Raw genomic sequence first — 19,341 nt, forward strand, 5'->3', positions numbered from 1 at the left:
CCTTCAAATATCCATTGAATTGGATTTTTCGACGTCGGTTCAATTGGGAAATGTGGGAGAGAGTCAGATTTCACTAGTATATTCTTAAGGGATACGACTGAAATCACGTCATCTGTCTGAATAAAGACGTTCTCACGCTACCCACTTTTCATTCCGGCTAAATTAGTAAAGGTTAATCTGAATATTGATCCAGACCACATTGCCTACCGTCGGAACCAAGTTTGTTGTGGACAGACAGTGGACAAGTGCCCGTTCACAACCCGCAGCATCGATAGTTGAGGATGCCGACGTCGGAATGGTCAAGTTCGGCTTATGGGCTACTCGCCTATGGTGATGTCTCGAAACCGTTGTGACTGAGATGCTGTCAACAGCCCACCGAGTCGCCGGTAACGGAACGAGGCACGGCGGAGGCGTAGTCTCGGTCGCCTCGCCACCGGGCTTATCGGCAAAAAATTTGATCGAGCAGGCCCGCTATACAGCCTCGGTTTCACCGTGCCGCGAACCCTCGTGTGGATGGCCTGATCGGCCAGGGAAACCCCAGCTCCCTAAAGTCCGCAACACCTTGATCCAAACGCGGTTTGCCTCATTCAAACAGACGAGGACAGTAGGCGAGCCTGCCCCTACCGTGAACTTGGCATCATGCGCAAAGAAGTAGCGAATTCCATGAAAGCAGCTCTAAAAACCGGATACTTCGCGCGACCGGGGTACAACGCACGGTCAGGAGAGGCAGGATGAACCCGCATCTCGTGTGCGTGGGGGGCGAGGATCACGCCTTGAGAATTCCGTTCCTGATGTCGCTGCGGGAAAGGGGATTCCGGGTCACTGCAGTTTCCAGCGGCGATGACGCTGCTTTTTTGCGGCATGGCATTCCGCATCGCAGCTACGGTTTCGACCGATTTACCAGCGGCAGCGGGGAATGGAGCGCGATCAGGACGATCCGAAAGTTGATGTCGGAGCTGCGACCCGACATTGTTCAAAGTTTCGATACCAAGCCCAATCTGTTGGCACCGCTTGCCGTGCGCGGGCAAGCTCCAGTCGTTCGCACAATCAACGGCCTGGGCTGGACGTTCTCGTCGCTCCAACCGCGGGCGCTGGCCTTACGTCCAGTCTTTTGCGGGCTACAATGGCTTGCGTCCTGCTGGACGGCCGCCACAGTGTTCCAGAATCGGGACGATCAGGCTTTCTTCGAACGCTATCGATTGATCGGACGCGGCAGCCAAAGAGTGATCCGCAGTTCTGGAATCGACGTCGATGCATTCGCTATGGCAAGGCATCTTGCGCCGTCAGCGATGAGAATGCGCCAAGAGCTTGGGCTCCAGTCCGCCGAGGTCGTAATTTTTGTCGGCCGATTGACTCGCCAGAAGGGCATCCCAACACTGCTTGAAGCAGTTCCCCGTGTCCTGTCTGAACGGCCCAACGCTCGTTTCGTGCTTGTCGGCCCTTGGGATTCCGAAGGTCCATTTGCAGTCGAGAAGGCGGAAATCGATCGGCGCGCTCCTCATGTCATCGCACTAGGCCCGAGACGCGATGTTCCAGCCCTTCTTGGCATGGCCGATCTGTTCGCCTTCCCCACACAGTATCGAGAAGGAATCCCGCGTGTCCTGCTTGAGGCAGGACTGGCGGGATTGCCCATCGTCGCCTCAAGAATGCCGGGCTGCAATGAAGTGGTTGAAGACAGATGGAACGGCTATCTTGTCCCTCCTCACGATGTCGCTGGCCTTGCGTCTCGAATAATAGACATCCTCTCTGATCGCGATCGCGGAAAGATCATGGGCGCCCGGTCTGTCGAACTCGTCCGGGAGCAGTTCGCGCTGCCGCGGGTCGTAGACCAGTATTGCGATCTGTACAAAAATGTCCTTAGCGCCAAACGCCACGGCGGCCTTGCCCGACCGGCGTCTCGGATCCGTCTCAAAGAGGATGCCGCAAGCCGCGGATTGGGTGGAGCGAGCCGATGATCCGGGACGCGATCCTGGGCTGCGGCCTCGCAATGTCCTTTGCAGTGCAACTCGACGTTCCGGGGTCGCCCTTTGGGGTTGGCGAACTGTTCTTGGTGCTTTGGATGATGCTGTCGATTGGGCGGGTACTCGCGGGCGGCCGGCTGGAAACCACGCCGGCGCTGATACGCCTCGCAAGCTTCTGGACGATGATGGCATTTGGTCTCGGGGTCGGTGCCATTATCGGCTATCTGACCACAATTCTATACATGACTGGGGTGATACACGATACGATGGCCTACCTGCTGTTGGCCAGCGTCACCTGCCTTGCCGCCGCCGAACCCGAGGCTGATCGCCATCTCCGTCGCACGGGCTGGTGGGTAGTGGGCGTCGCGAATATGGCTCTTGCCATTCAGGTAGGACAGGGCTGGGGGTGGATCCCTCGGGCCGGCGTCGACCCTTGGTTCTGGGATCGCTTTCGCGGCTGGTCGCAGAATCCAAATCAGCTCGCGCTCTACTGCGCAATCTTTGGCCCTCTGGCCTTGCATCTCGCCACCACCACCACCAATCGATGGGGCAGGTTGCTTGGGATCGCCAGCTTGTTTCTTACCTTCTATGTCGGGAGGCTGACGAAGAGCGATACCTATTTGTATACCAGTATCCTGGCCTGCCTGACATTCCTCGGATTGCGGATCAGGACATGGCTCAGGACAGGCGGCAACAAGGTCAGCTTTTCGCGGCAAGCCGTCCTCCTGTTGCTGGTCGGCATGCTCCCGTTAGCGATGGCAATGAGCCCCTACGTCCTGACGGAGGCGAGCGTCATCGGAAACTTCGCCAAGAGCCTGACCAAGGACAAGGGCGGCGAGGCTACGGCCGAAGCCGCTGCACTTCGCGTGCATCTCTGGGACGAAGCGTTGGAAAAAGGCGCAGAATCCGGGTCGCTGGGCCTTGGTCCGGGTCCGCATCTCGAGCGACCAGCAGTGGCCGAGCGGCAATTTCTGGAAAGACCGTTTGAGGCGCACAACACGATCCTCGATCTGTTCACTCAAGGCGGTTTCATCGCAGTCCTGGGATTGGTGTGGATCGTCGGCGCTGCCATCATGTCGGCGTGGCGTGCGAAGCACGACGCGCTGTTGGTGCTCCTGGTGTCAATCGTCATCTTCGGGATGCCGCACCTGATCATCCGCCACCCGATCGTGTGGTTTGCGCTGACCATCTGCCTTGTTGCCGGTACTCCGCGAACAGTTTCGACCGTCTCTAACAATCTGGGGTAGTGGCATGTGTGGGATTGCCGGAATTCTTTTAGCTGCCGATTCAGCCGATACCAAGCCGCTCAGGGCAATAGAGCAAATGACGGCGGCCCTTCATCACCGCGGGCCCGATGGTCAAGGTTTCTGGACAAACCGTGAAGCCGGCGTTGCTTTCGGTCACAGGCGTTTGGCTATCGTCGACTTGTCGGAAGCAGGTCGCCAGCCGATGCTTTCCGAAAGCGGCAGATACGTCATTACCTTCAATGGCGAAATATACAACTTCCGCGATCTGCGCCGCGAGCTGGAAAGTACGGGCCATCGTTTCCGGGGTACCAGCGACACCGAAGTCATGCTGGGCGCCATCGAGAGTTGGGGCCTCGATAAGGCGCTTACGCGTTGCGCTGGCATGTTCGCGTTTGGGCTGTGGGATCTGAAGACAAGAACCCTTCACCTTGCCCGCGACCGCATGGGTAAAAAGCCGCTCTACATCGCTCCAACACGGGATGCACTCGTCTTTGCGTCCGAGTTGAAGGCCATCAACTGTTTTCCAGGTTTCTACCAGGAGCTCAACCTTGATGCAGCCGCCGCCATGCTTTCGAAGGGATGGGTACCGGATAACAGTTGCATCTGGCGAGGTGCGTTCAAGCTACCGCCCGGCTCGGTCCTGTCGGTGACGGCCGCCGATTTGGCTGGGGCACGCAGTGCCGCATCCCTGTCGCATCGCATCCGATACTGGTGGTCGCTGGCTGAAACCGTCGCGAAGGGTAGGGCGGAGCCGATCGTCGGCACTGACGAAGAACTGACGGATGAGCTCGATGTCCTGCTTCGGCTTGCCGTTCGGGAGCGTATGATCGCTGACGTTCCGCTGGGAGCCTTCCTGTCGGGGGGAATAGACAGTTCAGCTGTTGTTGCCCTGATGCAGGCTCAGTCGGAGAAGCCTGTGCGCACTTTCACCATAGCTTTCGGCGAGGACGGGTTTGATGAAGCTCCCCACGCTGCGGAAGTCGCGCGGCATCTGGGCACCGACCATACTGAACTTCACCTTTCGGCAGCCGCTGCGCGCGAGGTCATTCCTGAACTGCCGCAGATATGGGACGAGCCGTTTGCCGATGAATCGCAAATACCAACTCTGCTGGTGGCACGGCTTGCCCGCCAGCACGTTACGGTGGCTCTGTCGGGCGATGGCGGGGATGAGTGTTTTGCCGGTTACGCCCGCCACTTCATGGCGGCCCGACTGAAACGACAGCATGCTCTGCCCTCGCCACTGCGTCAGGCGCTTGCAGCAGGGGTCGGGCTGATGGCCCATGCAGCCCGTCACGATCTCGTCGGCAAGCTACCGCTCTCTGCGGGCGCACGGCATGCGCTGCGGGGCGACCGTCTGAATCGCCTCGCTCAACTACTCGCTGCGGCCGATGAGGACGAATTATATCGGAAACTGACGGGATCGTCGAACGAGAACCTCACTCTCCACCAGCCGCCTTCATCAACTCGCGCCGAGCACCGGCCTGACGGTTTGCTGTCCCGCCTCTTGTACGACGACATGGCTGGATACCTGCCCGGCGATATATTGGTGAAGCTGGACCGAGCCAGCATGGCCAATAGCCTTGAGGGGCGCTGCCCGTTGCTCGATCACCGGGTTGTCGAATTCGCTTGGCGCCTGCCGACGGATACGAAGGTTCGCAATGGCAGAGGCAAGTGGATCCTTCGTCGGTTGCTGCATCGTTATGTTCCGCAGCGGCTGATGGACCGGCCGAAACAAGGTTTCGATGTTCCCATCGCAGTCTGGTTGAGGGGCCCGCTGCGCATTTGGGCCAACGATCTCGTCGCCGACATGCGTCTCTCCGGAGACGGGATTTTCGACTTTGCAAAGGTGGATGCGTGCTGGCGCGATCACGTCGACGGCAGGCACGACCACTCTCGCGAGTTGTGGTCGGCTTTCATGTTCCAGGCCTGGCGCAACGAGGCAAGGCGGCCATCGATGCCGGCAACGGAGCTTTCTCGCGCGCCCGAACTTACAGGAGTCTGAGATGGAAGGATCAATAGTTAGCCGCATCCACCTTCCTCACGTTGCGGAAATCCCCGTGCCTGCGCGCGAGATCAATCCGCGCATGAGACGGCCGTTACGCGAGCAGATGGATACGCAAACCCCGTTCCATCAGCTTCTCGTCACTCTCTTAAGAAAAAAATGGTTCCTGCTGGCCATGGCCGTCGCAGGCGGCTTGTTGGCGGCGATTGCGGGTCTTGCACGGCCTGCCCTATACGAGGCCACCACACAGGTAATCGTCGACGCGCCTGGCAGAGTGGCGCCCGGCGGCTTGATCTCTGCTCAGGAAATACTGGATTCCAGCATTGACGACCATATAACCATGCTCTCCTCGTCAAGCCACCTACGAAGCGTAGTGGCAGCGCTGCGCAAAACAGACGCTGCCAATGTTACGAAACAGGCTGATGTTACGAAACAGGCTGATGCCGGGACTGGAAACTCTCGTCCCGACCCTGCCCGCGTCGAGCCGCCGAATATGCGCGCGGCTCCAGCCGGTCTGCTGGCCAGAATTTGGCCGCAGAGCAAGCCGGCGGAGCCAGATGCGGCTGAACTCAAGGTGCTGCGCGAAGGTATAAGGATTGGACAGGAACTGCGATCAAGAGTTATCAGCGTCGGCTTTACCGATGACGATCCGGCGCAAGCCGCTATGGTAGCGAATACGTTTGTCCAAGTGTATATCGGCAATCTCGCAAGGAAGAGCCAGGCATCGGACAGGCTGGAGCTCGACTCGATAGCTGCCGGACTGCCGGCTATTCAAAGCAATCTCGCAGAAGCTACCGATCGTCTGGAGAGGTATCGGCTGAGCCATGGCGCCGTCGATCAAGGTGCGGCGGACAACGCTGCCAAGGAGACAGCCGAACTCACCCAGCAAATTTCCTTGTCGAAAGCGGATCTCTCCGCAACGGAATCTCGACTCCAACACATTCAGGAACTGCGAAAGGAGCGTGCGTCGGTCGCCTCGTTGGCCGAAGCCATCGGATCACCCGTGCTGGCCGATCTCTTGGCTCGCCAAGCCAGTGGCGCAACAGATAAAGATACCACAAGTGCAATCAACCGTGAGATCGAACAAGAAACCGCCCGCATCGCTGCTGAGGCGAATATCTATCGCTCTCAGGTAGCGGCGCTGCAAAAGCGTAAGGACGTCCTGGATGCGGTTGTCGCCGATACAGCCGGCAGGCTTTCTGGACTGCGCGCTCTCGAGCCGCAGGTCAGCATTCTGACGCAGCGATATAACGACCTTTTGACCCGGCAACAGGACTTGATGCGGCGTATCGCAAGTCCATCCTCCGGGGTCGGGATTCTTTCAGCGGCGTGGCCGCCCGCCAATCCAACAACTCTTTCGCCAATCTTCCTTATTCCGCCCGGGATGATCGTGTTTATTCTCATTGGCGGCGTCTTCGTCATCGTCAGCAACCGCTTTGACCGTACTTTGCGCGGCGAGGCCGAGGCTGAAGCAGCACTCGGGGTTCCGTGCCTTGGGCTGATACCCCAAGCTCCCACGACGCATGCAAGGCGACTGCAGCAGCTGGTTTTAGGTCAGCAGGCGTCCAGATATAGCCGAGCCGTGATGTCCCTGCTTGTCACCGCGGCGCCCAATCAGGCGAGGGATCGCTCTTCGCACGTGATCCTCGTGACCTCCAGTGTCCAGCATGATGGTAAGACCGAGCTTGCATGGAGCTTGGCGTTGGCAGCCACCCGACTGGGCGGGCGAGTGCTTTTCCTCGATCTTGACCGCACGGGTTCTCGCCTCACGGCCGAGTTCGGTGCACCCAAGCCGCACAATTCTTTCGGAGACTATGTGAGCGACCGTTGCGCCTTGCACGATGCAATCGCGGAAACGTCTGAAACCGGAATTGATTTCATGGCCATCGCACCGTCGGAGGATCTGCTGCCGCTGCTGTCCAAAGCCGACAGCTCTCTGCTCGCGGAGGAGTTGCACTCGACCTATAGCGTCGTCATCATTAATGGGCCGCTGGGACTGGGAGGGCCAGAGGCCAGGCTCCTGACCGGCTGGGCCAACATGGTTCTTTTTGCTGTTCGCTGGGGGAAGACACCTCGCAGTATCGCGCGCGGCGTTCTGGACCTGCTTGGGGGCGATATGCCGGCTCAGGTCCCCATTGGAAGCGTTCTCACGCAGGTTGATCTCAAAAAGCACGCCGGCTATCGGTTCGGAGACAGCGCTGATCTCTTGCTCGTGAGAACATGATAAGTGCGCCTGCTGCTGGCGCATTCGCTGTCGCCAGCCCTGTGCCGATCGCCTGGGAGCGGGGGGCGCGCGGCCGACGGACGCCGCCTGCCCGTCAAGGAGACAGGCCATCAGCTGTAATGGGACCATAACCCAACAACGTTGCGATCCGGCTTATGACATCGACCGGGTAGGTTGGTTACTGACCGCCGAGTCTTCTGGCTCCCGAACCGTCAGGCGGTGACCGCTCACCAACCTCCCGTCGACGCCGCCGTCGGACTTGCGGAGAGCGTTCCTTGCGGGTGAGAGCGGTGGTGGATGGTCCAATCGAGGCATCAGAGTCGATGTCGATACCGGCGGTCAGCGATGAAGCAGCTGAGATCTTCCCCGAGCGAGAGTGCACAGTCGCTGCGCTCTCATCTGCAAATCGGGATCCGTTCCTCCGAATCTGAGAACAGAGCGCGACCCCGCTCCCGCGATATGCGCCAGGGCTTCAGCAGGGCTGCGTTCGTTTGCGAGATTGAGGGCTATCGTGTCCGGGTAAGCAACCGGCCCAATCGCGGGCGGATCGCGAACAGGTAAGCAAGAAGGTGCTGGTTCGCGACTTTCATAACTGACGGACGAAGAATTTGCATGGCATCACGGATTGTCGCTCGCCAGGGCTGACGATGAAATCTCATGGGGAGACGAGCAACCCGCAGCGCCCGCAACACGGTCTCTGGGCGAGGGAGGCGTCTCCGATCTTCGATGAGGTTCCAGTTAAGCTGTTTGACGGCGAGGGTTACCTGATCCACCTCGTCGAAATTCTTGGATGTCGTGATGCTCGGATGGTTCGTCGCGTCGTAGAAGATCAAGCCATCATTTATTGCGACCATGTCTCCATGGCGGGCCAGGTCGACGAAGAACAATTGGTCGACTCCGGCCGGGATCGATTTGTGCGCACGCATCAGACAACCGGCGTGGATGACGTCGCGGTTGATCAACAGTGTCGATGGGATGATCCCAAGGGTGCGCGTCGTGCGGACCAGATAGAGGTCGGTCAGGCATTGCTGGCTCGAATAGACCGAAACCCGTTCTCGGTCCTCCGGCGCCAAACGGAACTTGACCCGCTTTTCTTCCATTACGTTCGCGGCGCAGGTTATGAATGCAGCCGAGGGGTGTTTCTTGGAAACCTCGGCGAATGTCTTGAGCGCGCCTGGTGCGAGCCAGTCATCGTCATGCAGCAACTTGATCCATTTTCCGGCGCAGGCGAGCATGGCATTGTTGGTATTCTCCACCTGGCCGCGACCTCGACGGTTTTCGACGATTCGGATTCGAGGCTCGGCCCGGGCATATTCGGTCACGATTGCCCAAGTCGATCCCTCTGGCCCCTCGTCATCGCTGACGACCAGTTCCCAATTGGAAAAATCCTGACGCAGGATGCTATCAATCGCCCGGCGGATTGTATCCGGTCGGCGAAAAGTTGGGATTCCGACCGATATGAACGGACGCAGTCCCGATGCATCAGCGCAATGATTTTGGTCAACCACATTGGTCGTTTGGAACTGATCAAGCGGCGATTGCTTCATGGTGTCTTTCCCTCGAGACGGTGAATCTGCTTTGGCATGGCCGCTCCTGCGAATTGAACGTCGTGGCTCAAAAGATACAGATAGGCCGCCGTTTTTATTGCAAAGCCGACGGTCCCGCCGGCCGCCATCAGGTAAATAACGGTGAGCGGTGCCCAACCCGCCGCAGCACCGAAGAGAAGTGGACCGAATACAAGTGCCGTCCGCGCGGTGTCGACGAGAAGTCGCACCTCCTGTCGCCGCAGGAGAGCGGGGACATCTTGAAGCGGCGTCGACAACGCCTGCGCAGCGCCCATGAACGCCAGCGCGGTCATAATTTCTGCGGCTGGAACCCAAGGCTCGCCGAGGAGAGGAACGACGATATATGGTGCGGCCAGCCCAAGCGCCAGTATCGGTAATGCGGTAAGGCCGGCTGCAAGAATCAAGAGGCCGCGTGCGGTTCCGATCAGATGCCCGCGACTGCTTTTTTTGTTCGCCTCGGCCACGAAAACATTGCTGAGCGGAGTGGCAATCAGCGTGACGGGTCCAGTGATGAGCCGCGCTGCAACGCCAAGGTAACCGGCGAAGGCGGCGCCAAACAACGAGCCAACGAGAATCGCGGGAAGGTTGATGATGGCGAAGCTCGCTAGGGCTGAAGGAATGTCGAACAACGGGAATTTGTATTCTCGCCTGGCGATGGCAAAAACGGTCCGCCACCGCGCTCGGACGATGCCCCGTATGTCTTCCCAACTCAGAATCCGATAGCCGAGGATTCCGATAAAGATGAATTGGCTCAGGATATGAGCATGCACCATAGACTCGCCTTGGAAATGGGCGAGACCGAAAGTCAACTGCAACAGCGCCATGGTCGCCGGCAAGATCAGGCGGCCGAGGGCAAAGTCGCGCAAAAGACCTGCCCGTAAACTCCAGCAGTTCACGGCTTCGACGAGGCCTGCGCCCGCCATCCCGAGTGGAACCAGCCAGACGAGGTGGCTGACGCGCGCGGGAACCATGCTCGACAACAGTTGTCCCGCCGCAAAGGCGACAACACTCGTTACCACGACAGCCAAGAGGATGAGCTTAACAGTGACATACGCTCGAGCATTGTCCTTGACGCCATAGAGAGAGGCCTCGAAGCGCAGTGCTGCGACCGCGCCGAGGATGTTCACGATCGAGAGATAGATTGTGAAGACCCCGAAATCGGCTGGGGAATAGAGCCGGGCCAACACGGGGATAGCAGCAACGAGAGTAAGCTGGCCGGCGATCGCCATCGCCGAAACGCCTCCTGCCGCGCGAAGGATTTTGCCAATCGGGCTTGCAGGAACGCCGGTGAACATTCTTTCGACCGCAGGAATCGTCCTGTATCTCAGAAAGTAGCTTTGGGGCATGAGATCGCGATTCCGAGAAGGTTTACCGGAGCTTATGATGGGTGCCAGACCTCGCCATCATTCGTCTGAACGATGGATCAGCCGGCTGACCTCCTCGGGCCGGCTGTCGCTGATATCGGGTAACCTTAGATGCGACGAACCGCGCAGCGCGGCGCGCGATCTGCAGGACGATCCACGGTGCCTGGGATCCCTTATGGCAAGACCGAAATACGCCCCAGAAGAGCCACCAACTCCGCCTGACGTCTCGTTTCGGTCTTGGCGAAGAGCGAGGCAAGCTGGGAGCGGATCGTGGTGGGGCTGAGGCGCCAACTGCGGGCGATCTCCAACGGCGCATCGCCCTGAGCCAGGCGCAGCGCCAGGTTGGTTTCTGCGCTCGTCAAGCCAAACATCCTTTGCAGCGTCTGCGGATTTGGCCCCGACCTGTTCTCGCGGTCCAGCAATGCCACGATGCTGGTTCCGTCAGGCGCGACAACTCCGTCCTCTCTCAGTATCACCGGCCTGTCGCCCGCGCTGCGGATCACCACCCAAGACAGTGAACCCGGCAGGAAATGGGCCGGAACGTTGGCGACCAGCCGCCTCAGGGCGATCGAAAGCTCACTGGCTGTTTCAGCCACTTCGCCCTGGCGCTCCAGCGTGGTTTGAGCGGCTGCGTTCCACTCGATCACTTTTCGTTCGCGGTTCAGCACGAGATAGCCGCAGCCGATGCGATCAAGCATGCCAGTGATGGATTCAAGGCTGCGTCTTCCTGGTTCGTCGCCGCCTGCATCCGGCCGATCAGATGCACGAGTTGGAAAAGCATAAGAAGGCCGCGTCGTATGTGGCTCGCGATTATACTTGGCGCCCATCGGAATGTACCGGTTGCGCGCAACAGCATTGCTGTGTCTGTCGACCAGAGTCATCTTGTTAATCTCCCCAAAATTTAACTAACCAGAAGCAAGTGGAAAGGATGCGATGGAACGATTTACGGAATCTATTTCTTTGCTATTGGGCGAAATAGAAATCGCGTGGGTAGTCCACCAAATATACCCGGCTTTCTGGGATGCTTTCCCCGACCCTCGCCTACAATGCAGATTGCGAGAACGCTCGTATGTGAAAATTTTTACATTCGCGTAGGTGAGCCCACAATTTCGATTGCAGCGTGCGGATGACAGCGCTAACGTTTCGGTGGAGGGTGGTAAGGGGAATGGCTGAGCGGCAATATATCCGTCAGCTCGCGACTATCATTTCCATTGATGCGGTTGGATTCTCGCGTCTGATGGGTCTCAATGACGAGGCTGCGGTTTCAGCGTTCGAAGGGCGACGGGCGCTGATTATCGAAAGCTGCACCTCCTTCGGCGGACGAATGTTCGGCGCTGCCGGCGACAGCCTCATGGCCGAATTCGGAGCTCCGATCGAGGCCTTGCGGGCGGCATTCGACTTTCAGGAGAAGATCGCGGCAATCAACGCCGCGGTTGTGCCGGACATGCGCATGCCTTTTCGCGCGGGCATACACACCGGCAACGTAATTGTCCGCGGTGAAAGTCTCTATGGCGACGATGTGAACATCGCGGCGCGCATCCAGGAGTTCGCGCCACATGACGGCGTCGCAATTTCCGAGACCACCTGGCACCATGTGAAGGGTAAATCGGCGGCCAAGTTCACCGATCTCGGTGAGTTTTCGCTGAAGAACATCGCTTTGCCGGTCCGTCTCTTCGTCGTGGCCCGAAGCGGCGAGGGACAAGGCACGATGCCGCCCGCGGCCGGAGGCATTCCCGGTTCCATACGTTTGAAATCCGCGGCGAACGGCCCGCCAGCGATCGCGGTCCTGCCATTCCGCATTGACGGGGACGATCGCGAAATCGAGTATATGGCGGACGGCATCGCCGAGGACATAATTCAGGGGCTGTCCAACACAAGATGGCTGCCGGTCATCGCCGAAAGCTCCAGCTTTCAGTTTCGCGACGATATGCTCGACACCCGGCTTGTCGGTAACGCGCTTGGCGCGCGCTACGTCGTCAGCGGAAAGCTTTCCCGCAGCAGCGGACTTCGGCTGAACGTCAGCCTTGCCGACGCCTCGAATGGAAGGGTGGTCTGGTCGCGCAGGTTCGATCGCGACTTCGCCGGCATCGTCGATTTGCAGGACGAGATCGGTGCTGAAATCGTGTCGATGCTGGAAAAGGAGGTCGATCGGGCCGAGCAGGTGCGCACATTCCAGGTGCCTTGGGAAAGCATGGAGACGTGGCAACTCGTGAGACGCGGGCGCTGGCACATGCAGCGTCGTACGCACGAGGATACCGAACTCGCCTTCGAGTTCTTCCAGAAAGCCTATCTCGAAGACCCGAATTCCTCGGCCGTGCTCAACGAACTCGCCTGGTGGCATTTCTGGCGCAGCTGGCTGCGCTTCGGCGACAACGAACATCTTGCCAAGGTGGTTGACTATTCCCGCAAGGCGCTGCTGATGGACAGTCAGGATGCGCGTCCCCATGCTTATCTGGGCATTACCGATATCATGCGCGGGCAGCCGAAATCGGCATTGGCACATCTGCGCGAGGCGCTTCGTATCAATCCAAGCTTTGCCTTTGCGTGCTCGGCAATGGGCAGCGCCTATCTTCTGCTTGGGCAGGTAAGGGAAGCGATCCCTCTGTTCCTCGCCGCGGAGCGGCTGAGTCCGTTCGACATCTATGGCTTCCACAATCTCGGCGAACTGACGGCGGCCTACAGTTTCGCTCATGATTGGGATTCGGCGATCGCCACCGCCGATCGCTCGCTCGAGTTGTCTCCCGGTTATTTCTACTCCCGATTCCTCAAGATAGGCGCGCTCGCGCGCAGCGGACGCGACGCCGAGGCGCGTGCGGAACGCGCGATCTTCCAGACGCGCCATCCTGATTTTTCGCGCCAGCAGGTGGACTGGATACCGTTTACCGAAAAGTCGGCGAACGCTTTCCTCATAGAGAACTTCGAGAGGGTGCAATGAGAGTGGGGCGGCAAAAAACTGTGAACCAGCTCACATACGCCGGAGGCGAGCAAACGTAGATCAAATCGTTGGGCATCCCGTCGGCCGGGATGCCGGGGGCCTGAAGCGATGATCATCACCAAATACTACGACGGCGTTCGCCGGGCTCAGAAAGATCAGCGGCCGGCGGCGGAATTGCCTGCCTTCGACGTCGAGCGCCTTCGCTTCACGAGCCTGACCGGCCGCCTGACAAATCGCCTGCTTCAGGATCCCCGCTGGATACTGGCGCTTCTGCGGCGCTTCTGGCCGATGTTGAAGCTCGGCAACATCCTGCTCGTGACCAGGAACGAGGATGTCCGTGAAATCTTGGAGCGGCAGGATATTTTCCAGACGCCGTATGGCCTCGAAATGACGGAGATTGCCGGCGGAACGAACTTCATTCTCGGCATGCAGGATGGGCCGGCATATCGCCGGATGAAATCGACCATCCTCAGCGCCTTCCCGGTTGACGAGGTGGAACGTGTGGCAAGGCCCATCGCCGCCCGCCATTCGCGCGAGATCATGCTGACAGCCGGATCGGGCTTCGATGTGGTGCGCGATCTCCTCAAGGTCGTTCCGGTGCGCATCTGCCGGGATTATTTTGGGATTGTGATCGACGACGATGCCGAATTCGCGAACTGGGCAAATGCGTTGAGCGGTTTGTTCTTCGCCGACCCTTTCGGCAGTCCTGCAGCTCGCGAACTCGCCATCATCGCGGCGGGCCACATGGTGAAGGCCATCGACCGCTCGATCGAGGCGATCCGCGAAGGCCGGGGTAGTCTCCAGACACCGCTCGGTCGTCTGGTGGAAATGCTCGACCGCAGCCAGCCTGCCACAAGCCTTAAAGAAATCCATTCCATCATGCTCGGCATGATCGCCGGCTTCGCGCCAACAAATCTTCTCGCGGGCAGCAATTGCCTCGACGTGGTTCTTTCCCGGCCGGAGGCGCAGGCAGCGGTGGAAGGCGCCATAGCCGCGGGTGACGAAGAACGGCTCGGTCGCGCGATCCTGGAAGCGATGCGGTTCAAGCCGATCTGGATCGGTCCCTTCCGCTACACCACCCAGGACACGGTGATAGCCAGGGGAACTCACCGCGAGCGGCTGGTGAAGGCAGGTACGGCCGTGATGCCGGCGACATTGTCGGCGATGTTCGATCCTGATGCCGTCCAGCGGCCGAACGAGTTCGACATAGAGCGTCCTGCCAGCGACTATCTCGTCTTCGGCCATGGTATTCATCAGTGCATCGGCGCTGCGCTGGCGCGGATCCAGATTGCCGAAGCTTTTCGTGCGCTTTTCGCAAAGCCTGGGGTCCGGCGCGCCGCTGGCAAGGCCGGTCGCCTTAGATCACTGGGCGCATACCCCGAAAGCCTGAAGGTCGATTTCGATATCTCGCCTCTTTCCGAGACCGTTCGACACGCAATGGTCACCGTGGTCTGCAAGATCGACCGTGGGGTCTCCCTGGCCGCCCTGCGTGAAAATGTTACGGCGCTCGGCAACCCTGCCGGTGGCGAGATCGCCGCCGCGCTCGACGCGAACGGGACCATTCATTTCGCCAGCCTCGCTGTCGCCTGCAAGGCCAATCCCGCCGACGAGCGGGATGATGACGAGGCGCATCTCGTGCTGGAATTTTCCGGCGACGGCTCCGACGAGGAAGTCATCGATAATTTTGCGGCGGAAACCGGTCACTTCCTCCGCAGTATATTCGAGGAGGGGTGCGGCCTCGGTCGCGACGAATCGCTTAAAGAGTTCATGCGCAAGCGGGCGGTGAAGATTTCGCAATTGTTCGGCAGCAATGCCGGGCTGGTGTTTTCCGGCACGCCCGGACATTCGGTTGCCCGGATACGAGCCGAAGCCGATTTGGAGAACGCCGTGCGCAAGATCGTCGCGGAAGCCAATCCGGCGGATGAGAATGCCGGCGCAATGCTGGCCGAGGTTCGAAACCGCCTTGCGGCGCAGGGGTCCTATGGCTGGGCGTTCGAGCCAGCTGAAAGTCTTCTTGAGCAACCCGCGGGAAGCTTCTGGAGGGCCGTCACCAGCACGCTGAGAGCACCGGCGGTACTCGCTTCTGTGTTTGTCGGCCTGCTCGCCTGCTGGTGGATCACCTACAGTCTCGTTTTCGACTCCCCGTCCGGTTTTTCCCGAATCTTGCTGGTCGCGGGTACGTCCCTGGTGTTGACTCTCGTGGGGGTGACACTGCTTATCCTGTTCATCGCCCTGCTTCTCTATCTCGGGCTGCGACGTCTCGAAAAACGCGACGTGCCGCAAGACGCCTCGATCGATCCTGCTCGCCTGGAAGCGGTCATCTCGCGCGAGAACCATACTCTGCAGAACAATTTGACGGCGATTTCGGTCATGAAGTCCGGAATCCTGCGGCGATGGGCGCTGCGCTTGTCGTTTTATCTCATTTCGATCTCGGCAAAGAGTATCTTCCGGCCGGGTCATCTTGCCGACATCAATACGATCCATTTCGCACGCTGGGTGAAACTGCCAAGGACCGACAAGCTGATGTTCTTCAGCAATTTCGGCGGCAGTTGGGAAAGCTATCTCGAAGATTTCATAAACAAGGCGCATAGCGGCCTGACGGGCGTGTGGAGCAACACAATTGGCTTTCCGCGCACTCGCGCGCTTTTTCTCGACGGCGCGACCGACGGCGACCGCTTCAAGCGCTGGGCAAGGCGGCAACAGATACCGACGCTGTTCTGGTATTCGGCCTACCCCAAGCTGAACACCGGCCGCATCCGGATCAACTCGCTGATACGCCGCGGCATTGCCAAGGCGGCCACCGAGAGTGAGGCGCGCGACTGGCTCGGCCTGTTCGGCTCGCTGCCGCGGCCAGCCGGTGCGCTGGAAACCGGCGAGATCCAGACCATCTTCTTTGGACCCCTTGGCCCGCTGCCACACGCGCGGATGATCGCAGTGTGTATTCCGGAGGGGCTTTCAAGGGTGAAGCGCAAGGCATGGCTGGAGTTCGTCGCCAAACGGACGAGCTTCGCAAACCAGCTTCCCAAAGAGCGTGCGATGATGACCATGTTTGGTCCCGATGGCCTGGCGCGGCTCGGGCTGGAGGACACGACCCCCGAGGGAGCATTGGCGACGTTTCCGTCTGCCTTTCGTCAGGGCATAGCCAGCCCGGCCAGAAGCCGGGCGCTTGACGATGTCGGGTCGAGCGCACCGAAGCATTGGGAATGGGGTTCGCTGGAGAAGCCGGTGGACGCGGCAGTCGTCTGCTACGCGGCCGATCCGGACACGCTGAAGCAGGATGTCGCGGAATTCGAAAAACACAGCAAGACGGCGGGGATCACGATCGTTGTGCAAGTGCCGCTCGTCATACATCGCAAGGGAAAGCAGGCGTTCGAGCATTTCGGCTTCGCGGACGGCATTTCGCAGCCGGTGGTCAGCGGCACGCCGCGCGCGAATGCGCCGGTCGCGCCTATGCATGTCGTGGCGCCGGGGGAGTTCCTTTTCGGATATAAGGACGAACTCGGCTTTTATCCGCCAACGCCGACAGTGCCCCCATCGCTCGATCGCAACGGTATATTGCCCGCGCTTGAGCGTGAAACCGCCCTGTTCGGCGCGACGGCCGTCCTGAGGGATTTCGGCAGGAATGGCTCCTTCGTCGTCGTGCGCCAGATTCAGCAACACGTCGAGACATTCCGCGCGTACTGCCGGGCAGAGGCGGAAAAGCAACAGCTCAAAGGGCATAGATCCATAGATCCACGCTGGATCGCTGCCAAGATGGTCGGACGTTGGCAGGACGGGACATCGCTCGTGCGCAATCCGAACGGGCGCGGTAAGCGTGAGCCGGACAATGATTTCTCGTTCGGGAAGGAAGATCCGCAGGGGCTGCATTGCCCACTGGGCTCGCATGTGAGGCGCTCCAATCCGCGCGACTCGCTGAGCGAGGATCACGACAGCCAGATCAGAATCAACAAGCGTCACCGTATCCTGCGCGTCGGCCGCACCTATGAACGGGATGAGGAGAAGGGTTTGCTCTTCATGTGCCTGAACGCCGATATCGAACGTCAATACGAGTTCATCCAGCAGAGCTGGGTTTCGGCCGTCTCCTTCCACGGCTTGCAGGAAGAAAAGGACCCAACGATCGGCGCGCAGAACGGAGGCGGCCGATTCACGATCCCGTTACCGGGCGGAGGCGTCGTGATCGAGAAGCTTCCTGATTTCGTGACCACACGCGGCGGCGGCTATTTCTTCATGCCGAGCCGTTCGGCAATGCGCTATCTCATCTCCCGGCTGTGAACAGTGGACGACGGATCACTCGTCCTCTAAATCGGCAATATCGCGCAAGGCCTGCTTGTCTGTGATGCGAATGCCACCCCTCTTTATCGCGATAAAGGATCGGCTTCGCCAGTAGTTCAGCGTCTTGTTGATCGATTCGCGCGTTGCGCCGAGGAACTCTGCGACATCGGCTTGCGAGATCGGTATCCAGCCCTCCGCGTCGGCTAACAGGCCGGACAGGAAGATCAGCCGCTTGGCCAACCGCGTCTCGATCTTGAGCAAGGCATGGTCGCCCATTTCGCCACTGATCCAGCGCAGGCGCGCGCAAAGCAATTCGATCAGCGCGCGCGCCAGCGGCGGGTGCTCGTCAATCCGCTCGAAAAGCTTCGCGCGACTGACCGAAACCAGCTCACAATCGGTAAGGCATATGGCGGTCGCCGTGCGGGGCCCTCCGTCGAGAGCGCCGATTTCTCCCACGAGGCTCTGCAACAGTTCGATGTTGGCGACAAGCTTGCGGCCGCCGGGCGAATAGAGCGATATCTCTATCGTGCCGCTTATGACGCCGTAGACGCGATCGGAACTATCTTCCTGCATAAAGAGATGCTGTCCGGCACTGTAGCGCTCGGCCTTGCACCCCTTGAACAGTAGGCTGAAGAGGTCAGGCTTCAACCTAGCTATAGGCAAATCCGATCCGCCGCGGTTCCCCGCGCCGGCGCGCGGCAATCGGTCATCTTCGGATGGCATGAATAGTTAACTCGTTCATTCAACTCCAAGACGCAAGGACATTCTGTCCGCGACGCAACGCGCGACTAGCTAGCCATGTTGAAAGGCCCCCAATTCCGGTCGTCTGGATGACGACGTCCGGTGCCTGGATCCAAACGGCGATCCTTATGGCAAGACCGAAATACGCCCCAGAAGAGCCACCAACTCCGCTTGGCGTCTCGTTTCGGTCTTGGCGAAGAGCGAGGCAAGCTGGGAGCGGATCGTGGTGCGGCTGAGGCGCCAGCTGCGGGCGATCTCCAACGGCGCATCGCCCTGAGCCAGACGCAGGGCCAGGTGGGTTTCTGCGCTCGTCAAGCCAAACATCCTTTGCAGCGTCTGCGGATTTGGCCCCGACCTGTTCTCACGATCCAGCAATGCCACGATGCTGGTTCCGTCAGGCGCGACAACTCCGTTCTCTTTCAGTATCACCGGCCTGTCGCCTGCGCTGCGGATCACCACCCAAGACAGTGAACCCGGCAGGAAATGGGCCGGAACGTTGGCGACCAGCCGCCTCAGGGCGATCGAAAGCTCACTGGCTGTTTCAGCCACTTCGCCCTGGCGCTCCAGCGTGGTTTGAGCGGCTGCGTTCCACTCGATCACTTTTCGTTCGCGGTTCAGCACGAGATAGCCGCAGCCGATGCGATCAAGCATGCCAGTGATGGATTCAAGGCTGCGTCTCCTTGGTTCGTCGCCGCCTGCATCCGGCCGATCAGATGCACGAGTTGAAGGATAAGGATATGAGGGCCGCAGCATCTCGGGGCTATACGCCTCAGGGGCATACTTGGCGCCCACTACGATGTATCGGTTGCGCGCTACAGCATCACTGTGTCTGTCGATCAGAGTCATCTTGTTAATCTCCCCAAAGTTTAACCAGCCCGAAATAAGTTATTCGGGATTTACACGCAGTCTTTTGTGTATAGGGCTAAAAAAATGACCCTATCACCTTGAAACTCTATATATTATGAGGAGTTCTGACCAAGTCATTCTCCCCCCGCCACATAAAATGCGCGCTGTGACAGCGGTATGGCAA

General features: G+C 59.4%; 11 protein-coding genes. 6 read left to right on the plus strand and 5 right to left on the minus strand.

What is annotated here, in order from left to right; all coding sequences use genetic code 11:
- Positions 1-731 precede the first annotated feature (731 nt).
- From AC0L26_RS07265 to AC0L26_RS07280, 4 genes are read left to right on the plus strand one after another with little or no spacing between them, the layout of a single operon-like run.
- Positions 732-1,955, plus strand: a complete 1,224-nt coding sequence (locus AC0L26_RS07265) for a glycosyltransferase family 4 protein (RefSeq protein ID WP_473631928.1) — start codon at positions 732-734, stop codon at positions 1,953-1,955.
- The gene (locus tag AC0L26_RS07270; protein ID WP_473631929.1) at positions 1,952-3,208 is read left to right on the plus strand and encodes an O-antigen ligase family protein; all 1,257 of its coding nucleotides are present in this window, start codon (positions 1,952-1,954) and stop codon (positions 3,206-3,208) included. The genes AC0L26_RS07265 and AC0L26_RS07270 overlap by 4 nt, the downstream gene beginning before the upstream one ends.
- A gap of 4 nt (positions 3,209-3,212) precedes the next feature.
- Positions 3,213-5,210 carry an asparagine synthase (glutamine-hydrolyzing) gene (gene asnB / locus AC0L26_RS07275; protein WP_473631930.1) on the plus strand — a complete coding sequence of 666 codons (1,998 nt, stop codon included), beginning with the start codon at positions 3,213-3,215 and terminating at the stop codon, positions 5,208-5,210.
- Position 5,211: 1 nt separating this feature from the next.
- Complete coding sequence (locus tag AC0L26_RS07280; RefSeq protein ID WP_473631931.1) at positions 5,212-7,434, plus strand: GumC family protein; 2,223 nt, start codon at positions 5,212-5,214, stop codon at positions 7,432-7,434.
- A gap of 506 nt (positions 7,435-7,940) precedes the next feature.
- Here the strand turns inward: AC0L26_RS07280 and AC0L26_RS07285 are convergent.
- The 3 genes from AC0L26_RS07285 to AC0L26_RS07295 form a co-directional block, all read right to left on the minus strand.
- Complete coding sequence (locus tag AC0L26_RS07285) at positions 7,941-8,981, minus strand: glycosyltransferase family 2 protein (RefSeq protein ID WP_352929972.1); 1,041 nt, start codon at positions 8,979-8,981, stop codon at positions 7,941-7,943.
- On the minus strand, positions 8,978-10,294 hold the full coding sequence (locus tag AC0L26_RS07290) for a lipopolysaccharide biosynthesis protein (RefSeq protein WP_352929974.1): 1,317 nt from the start codon (positions 10,292-10,294) through the stop codon (positions 8,978-8,980). The genes AC0L26_RS07285 and AC0L26_RS07290 overlap by 4 nt, the downstream gene beginning before the upstream one ends.
- Positions 10,295-10,536: 242 nt before the next feature.
- Positions 10,537-11,244 (minus strand): helix-turn-helix transcriptional regulator, encoded by a 708-nt coding sequence (locus AC0L26_RS07295; RefSeq protein ID WP_473631932.1) that lies wholly within the window; start codon positions 11,242-11,244, stop codon positions 10,537-10,539.
- 284 nt (positions 11,245-11,528) lie between these two features.
- On the opposite strand from AC0L26_RS07295, the gene AC0L26_RS07300 reads away from it, so the two are divergent.
- Positions 11,529-13,298 carry an adenylate/guanylate cyclase domain-containing protein gene (locus AC0L26_RS07300; protein ID WP_473631933.1) on the plus strand — a complete coding sequence of 590 codons (1,770 nt, stop codon included), beginning with the start codon at positions 11,529-11,531 and terminating at the stop codon, positions 13,296-13,298.
- A 108-nt stretch (positions 13,299-13,406) separates the two neighbouring features.
- On the plus strand, positions 13,407-17,570 hold the full coding sequence (locus AC0L26_RS07305; protein WP_473631934.1) for a cytochrome P450: 4,164 nt from the start codon (positions 13,407-13,409) through the stop codon (positions 17,568-17,570).
- A 15-nt stretch (positions 17,571-17,585) separates the two neighbouring features.
- Here the strand turns inward: AC0L26_RS07305 and AC0L26_RS07310 are convergent, their stop codons facing one another.
- Together AC0L26_RS07310 and AC0L26_RS07315 are read right to left on the minus strand one after the other, a co-directional pair.
- A complete protein-coding gene (locus AC0L26_RS07310; RefSeq protein WP_473631935.1) occupies positions 17,586-18,293 on the minus strand; it encodes a Crp/Fnr family transcriptional regulator in 708 nt (235 codons plus the stop codon).
- 144 nt (positions 18,294-18,437) lie between these two features.
- A complete protein-coding gene (locus AC0L26_RS07315) occupies positions 18,438-19,157 on the minus strand; it encodes a helix-turn-helix transcriptional regulator (RefSeq protein ID WP_473631936.1) in 720 nt (239 codons plus the stop codon).
- Positions 19,158-19,341 lie beyond the last annotated feature (184 nt).

The organism is Mesorhizobium sp. WSM4823 (assembly GCF_055811195.1).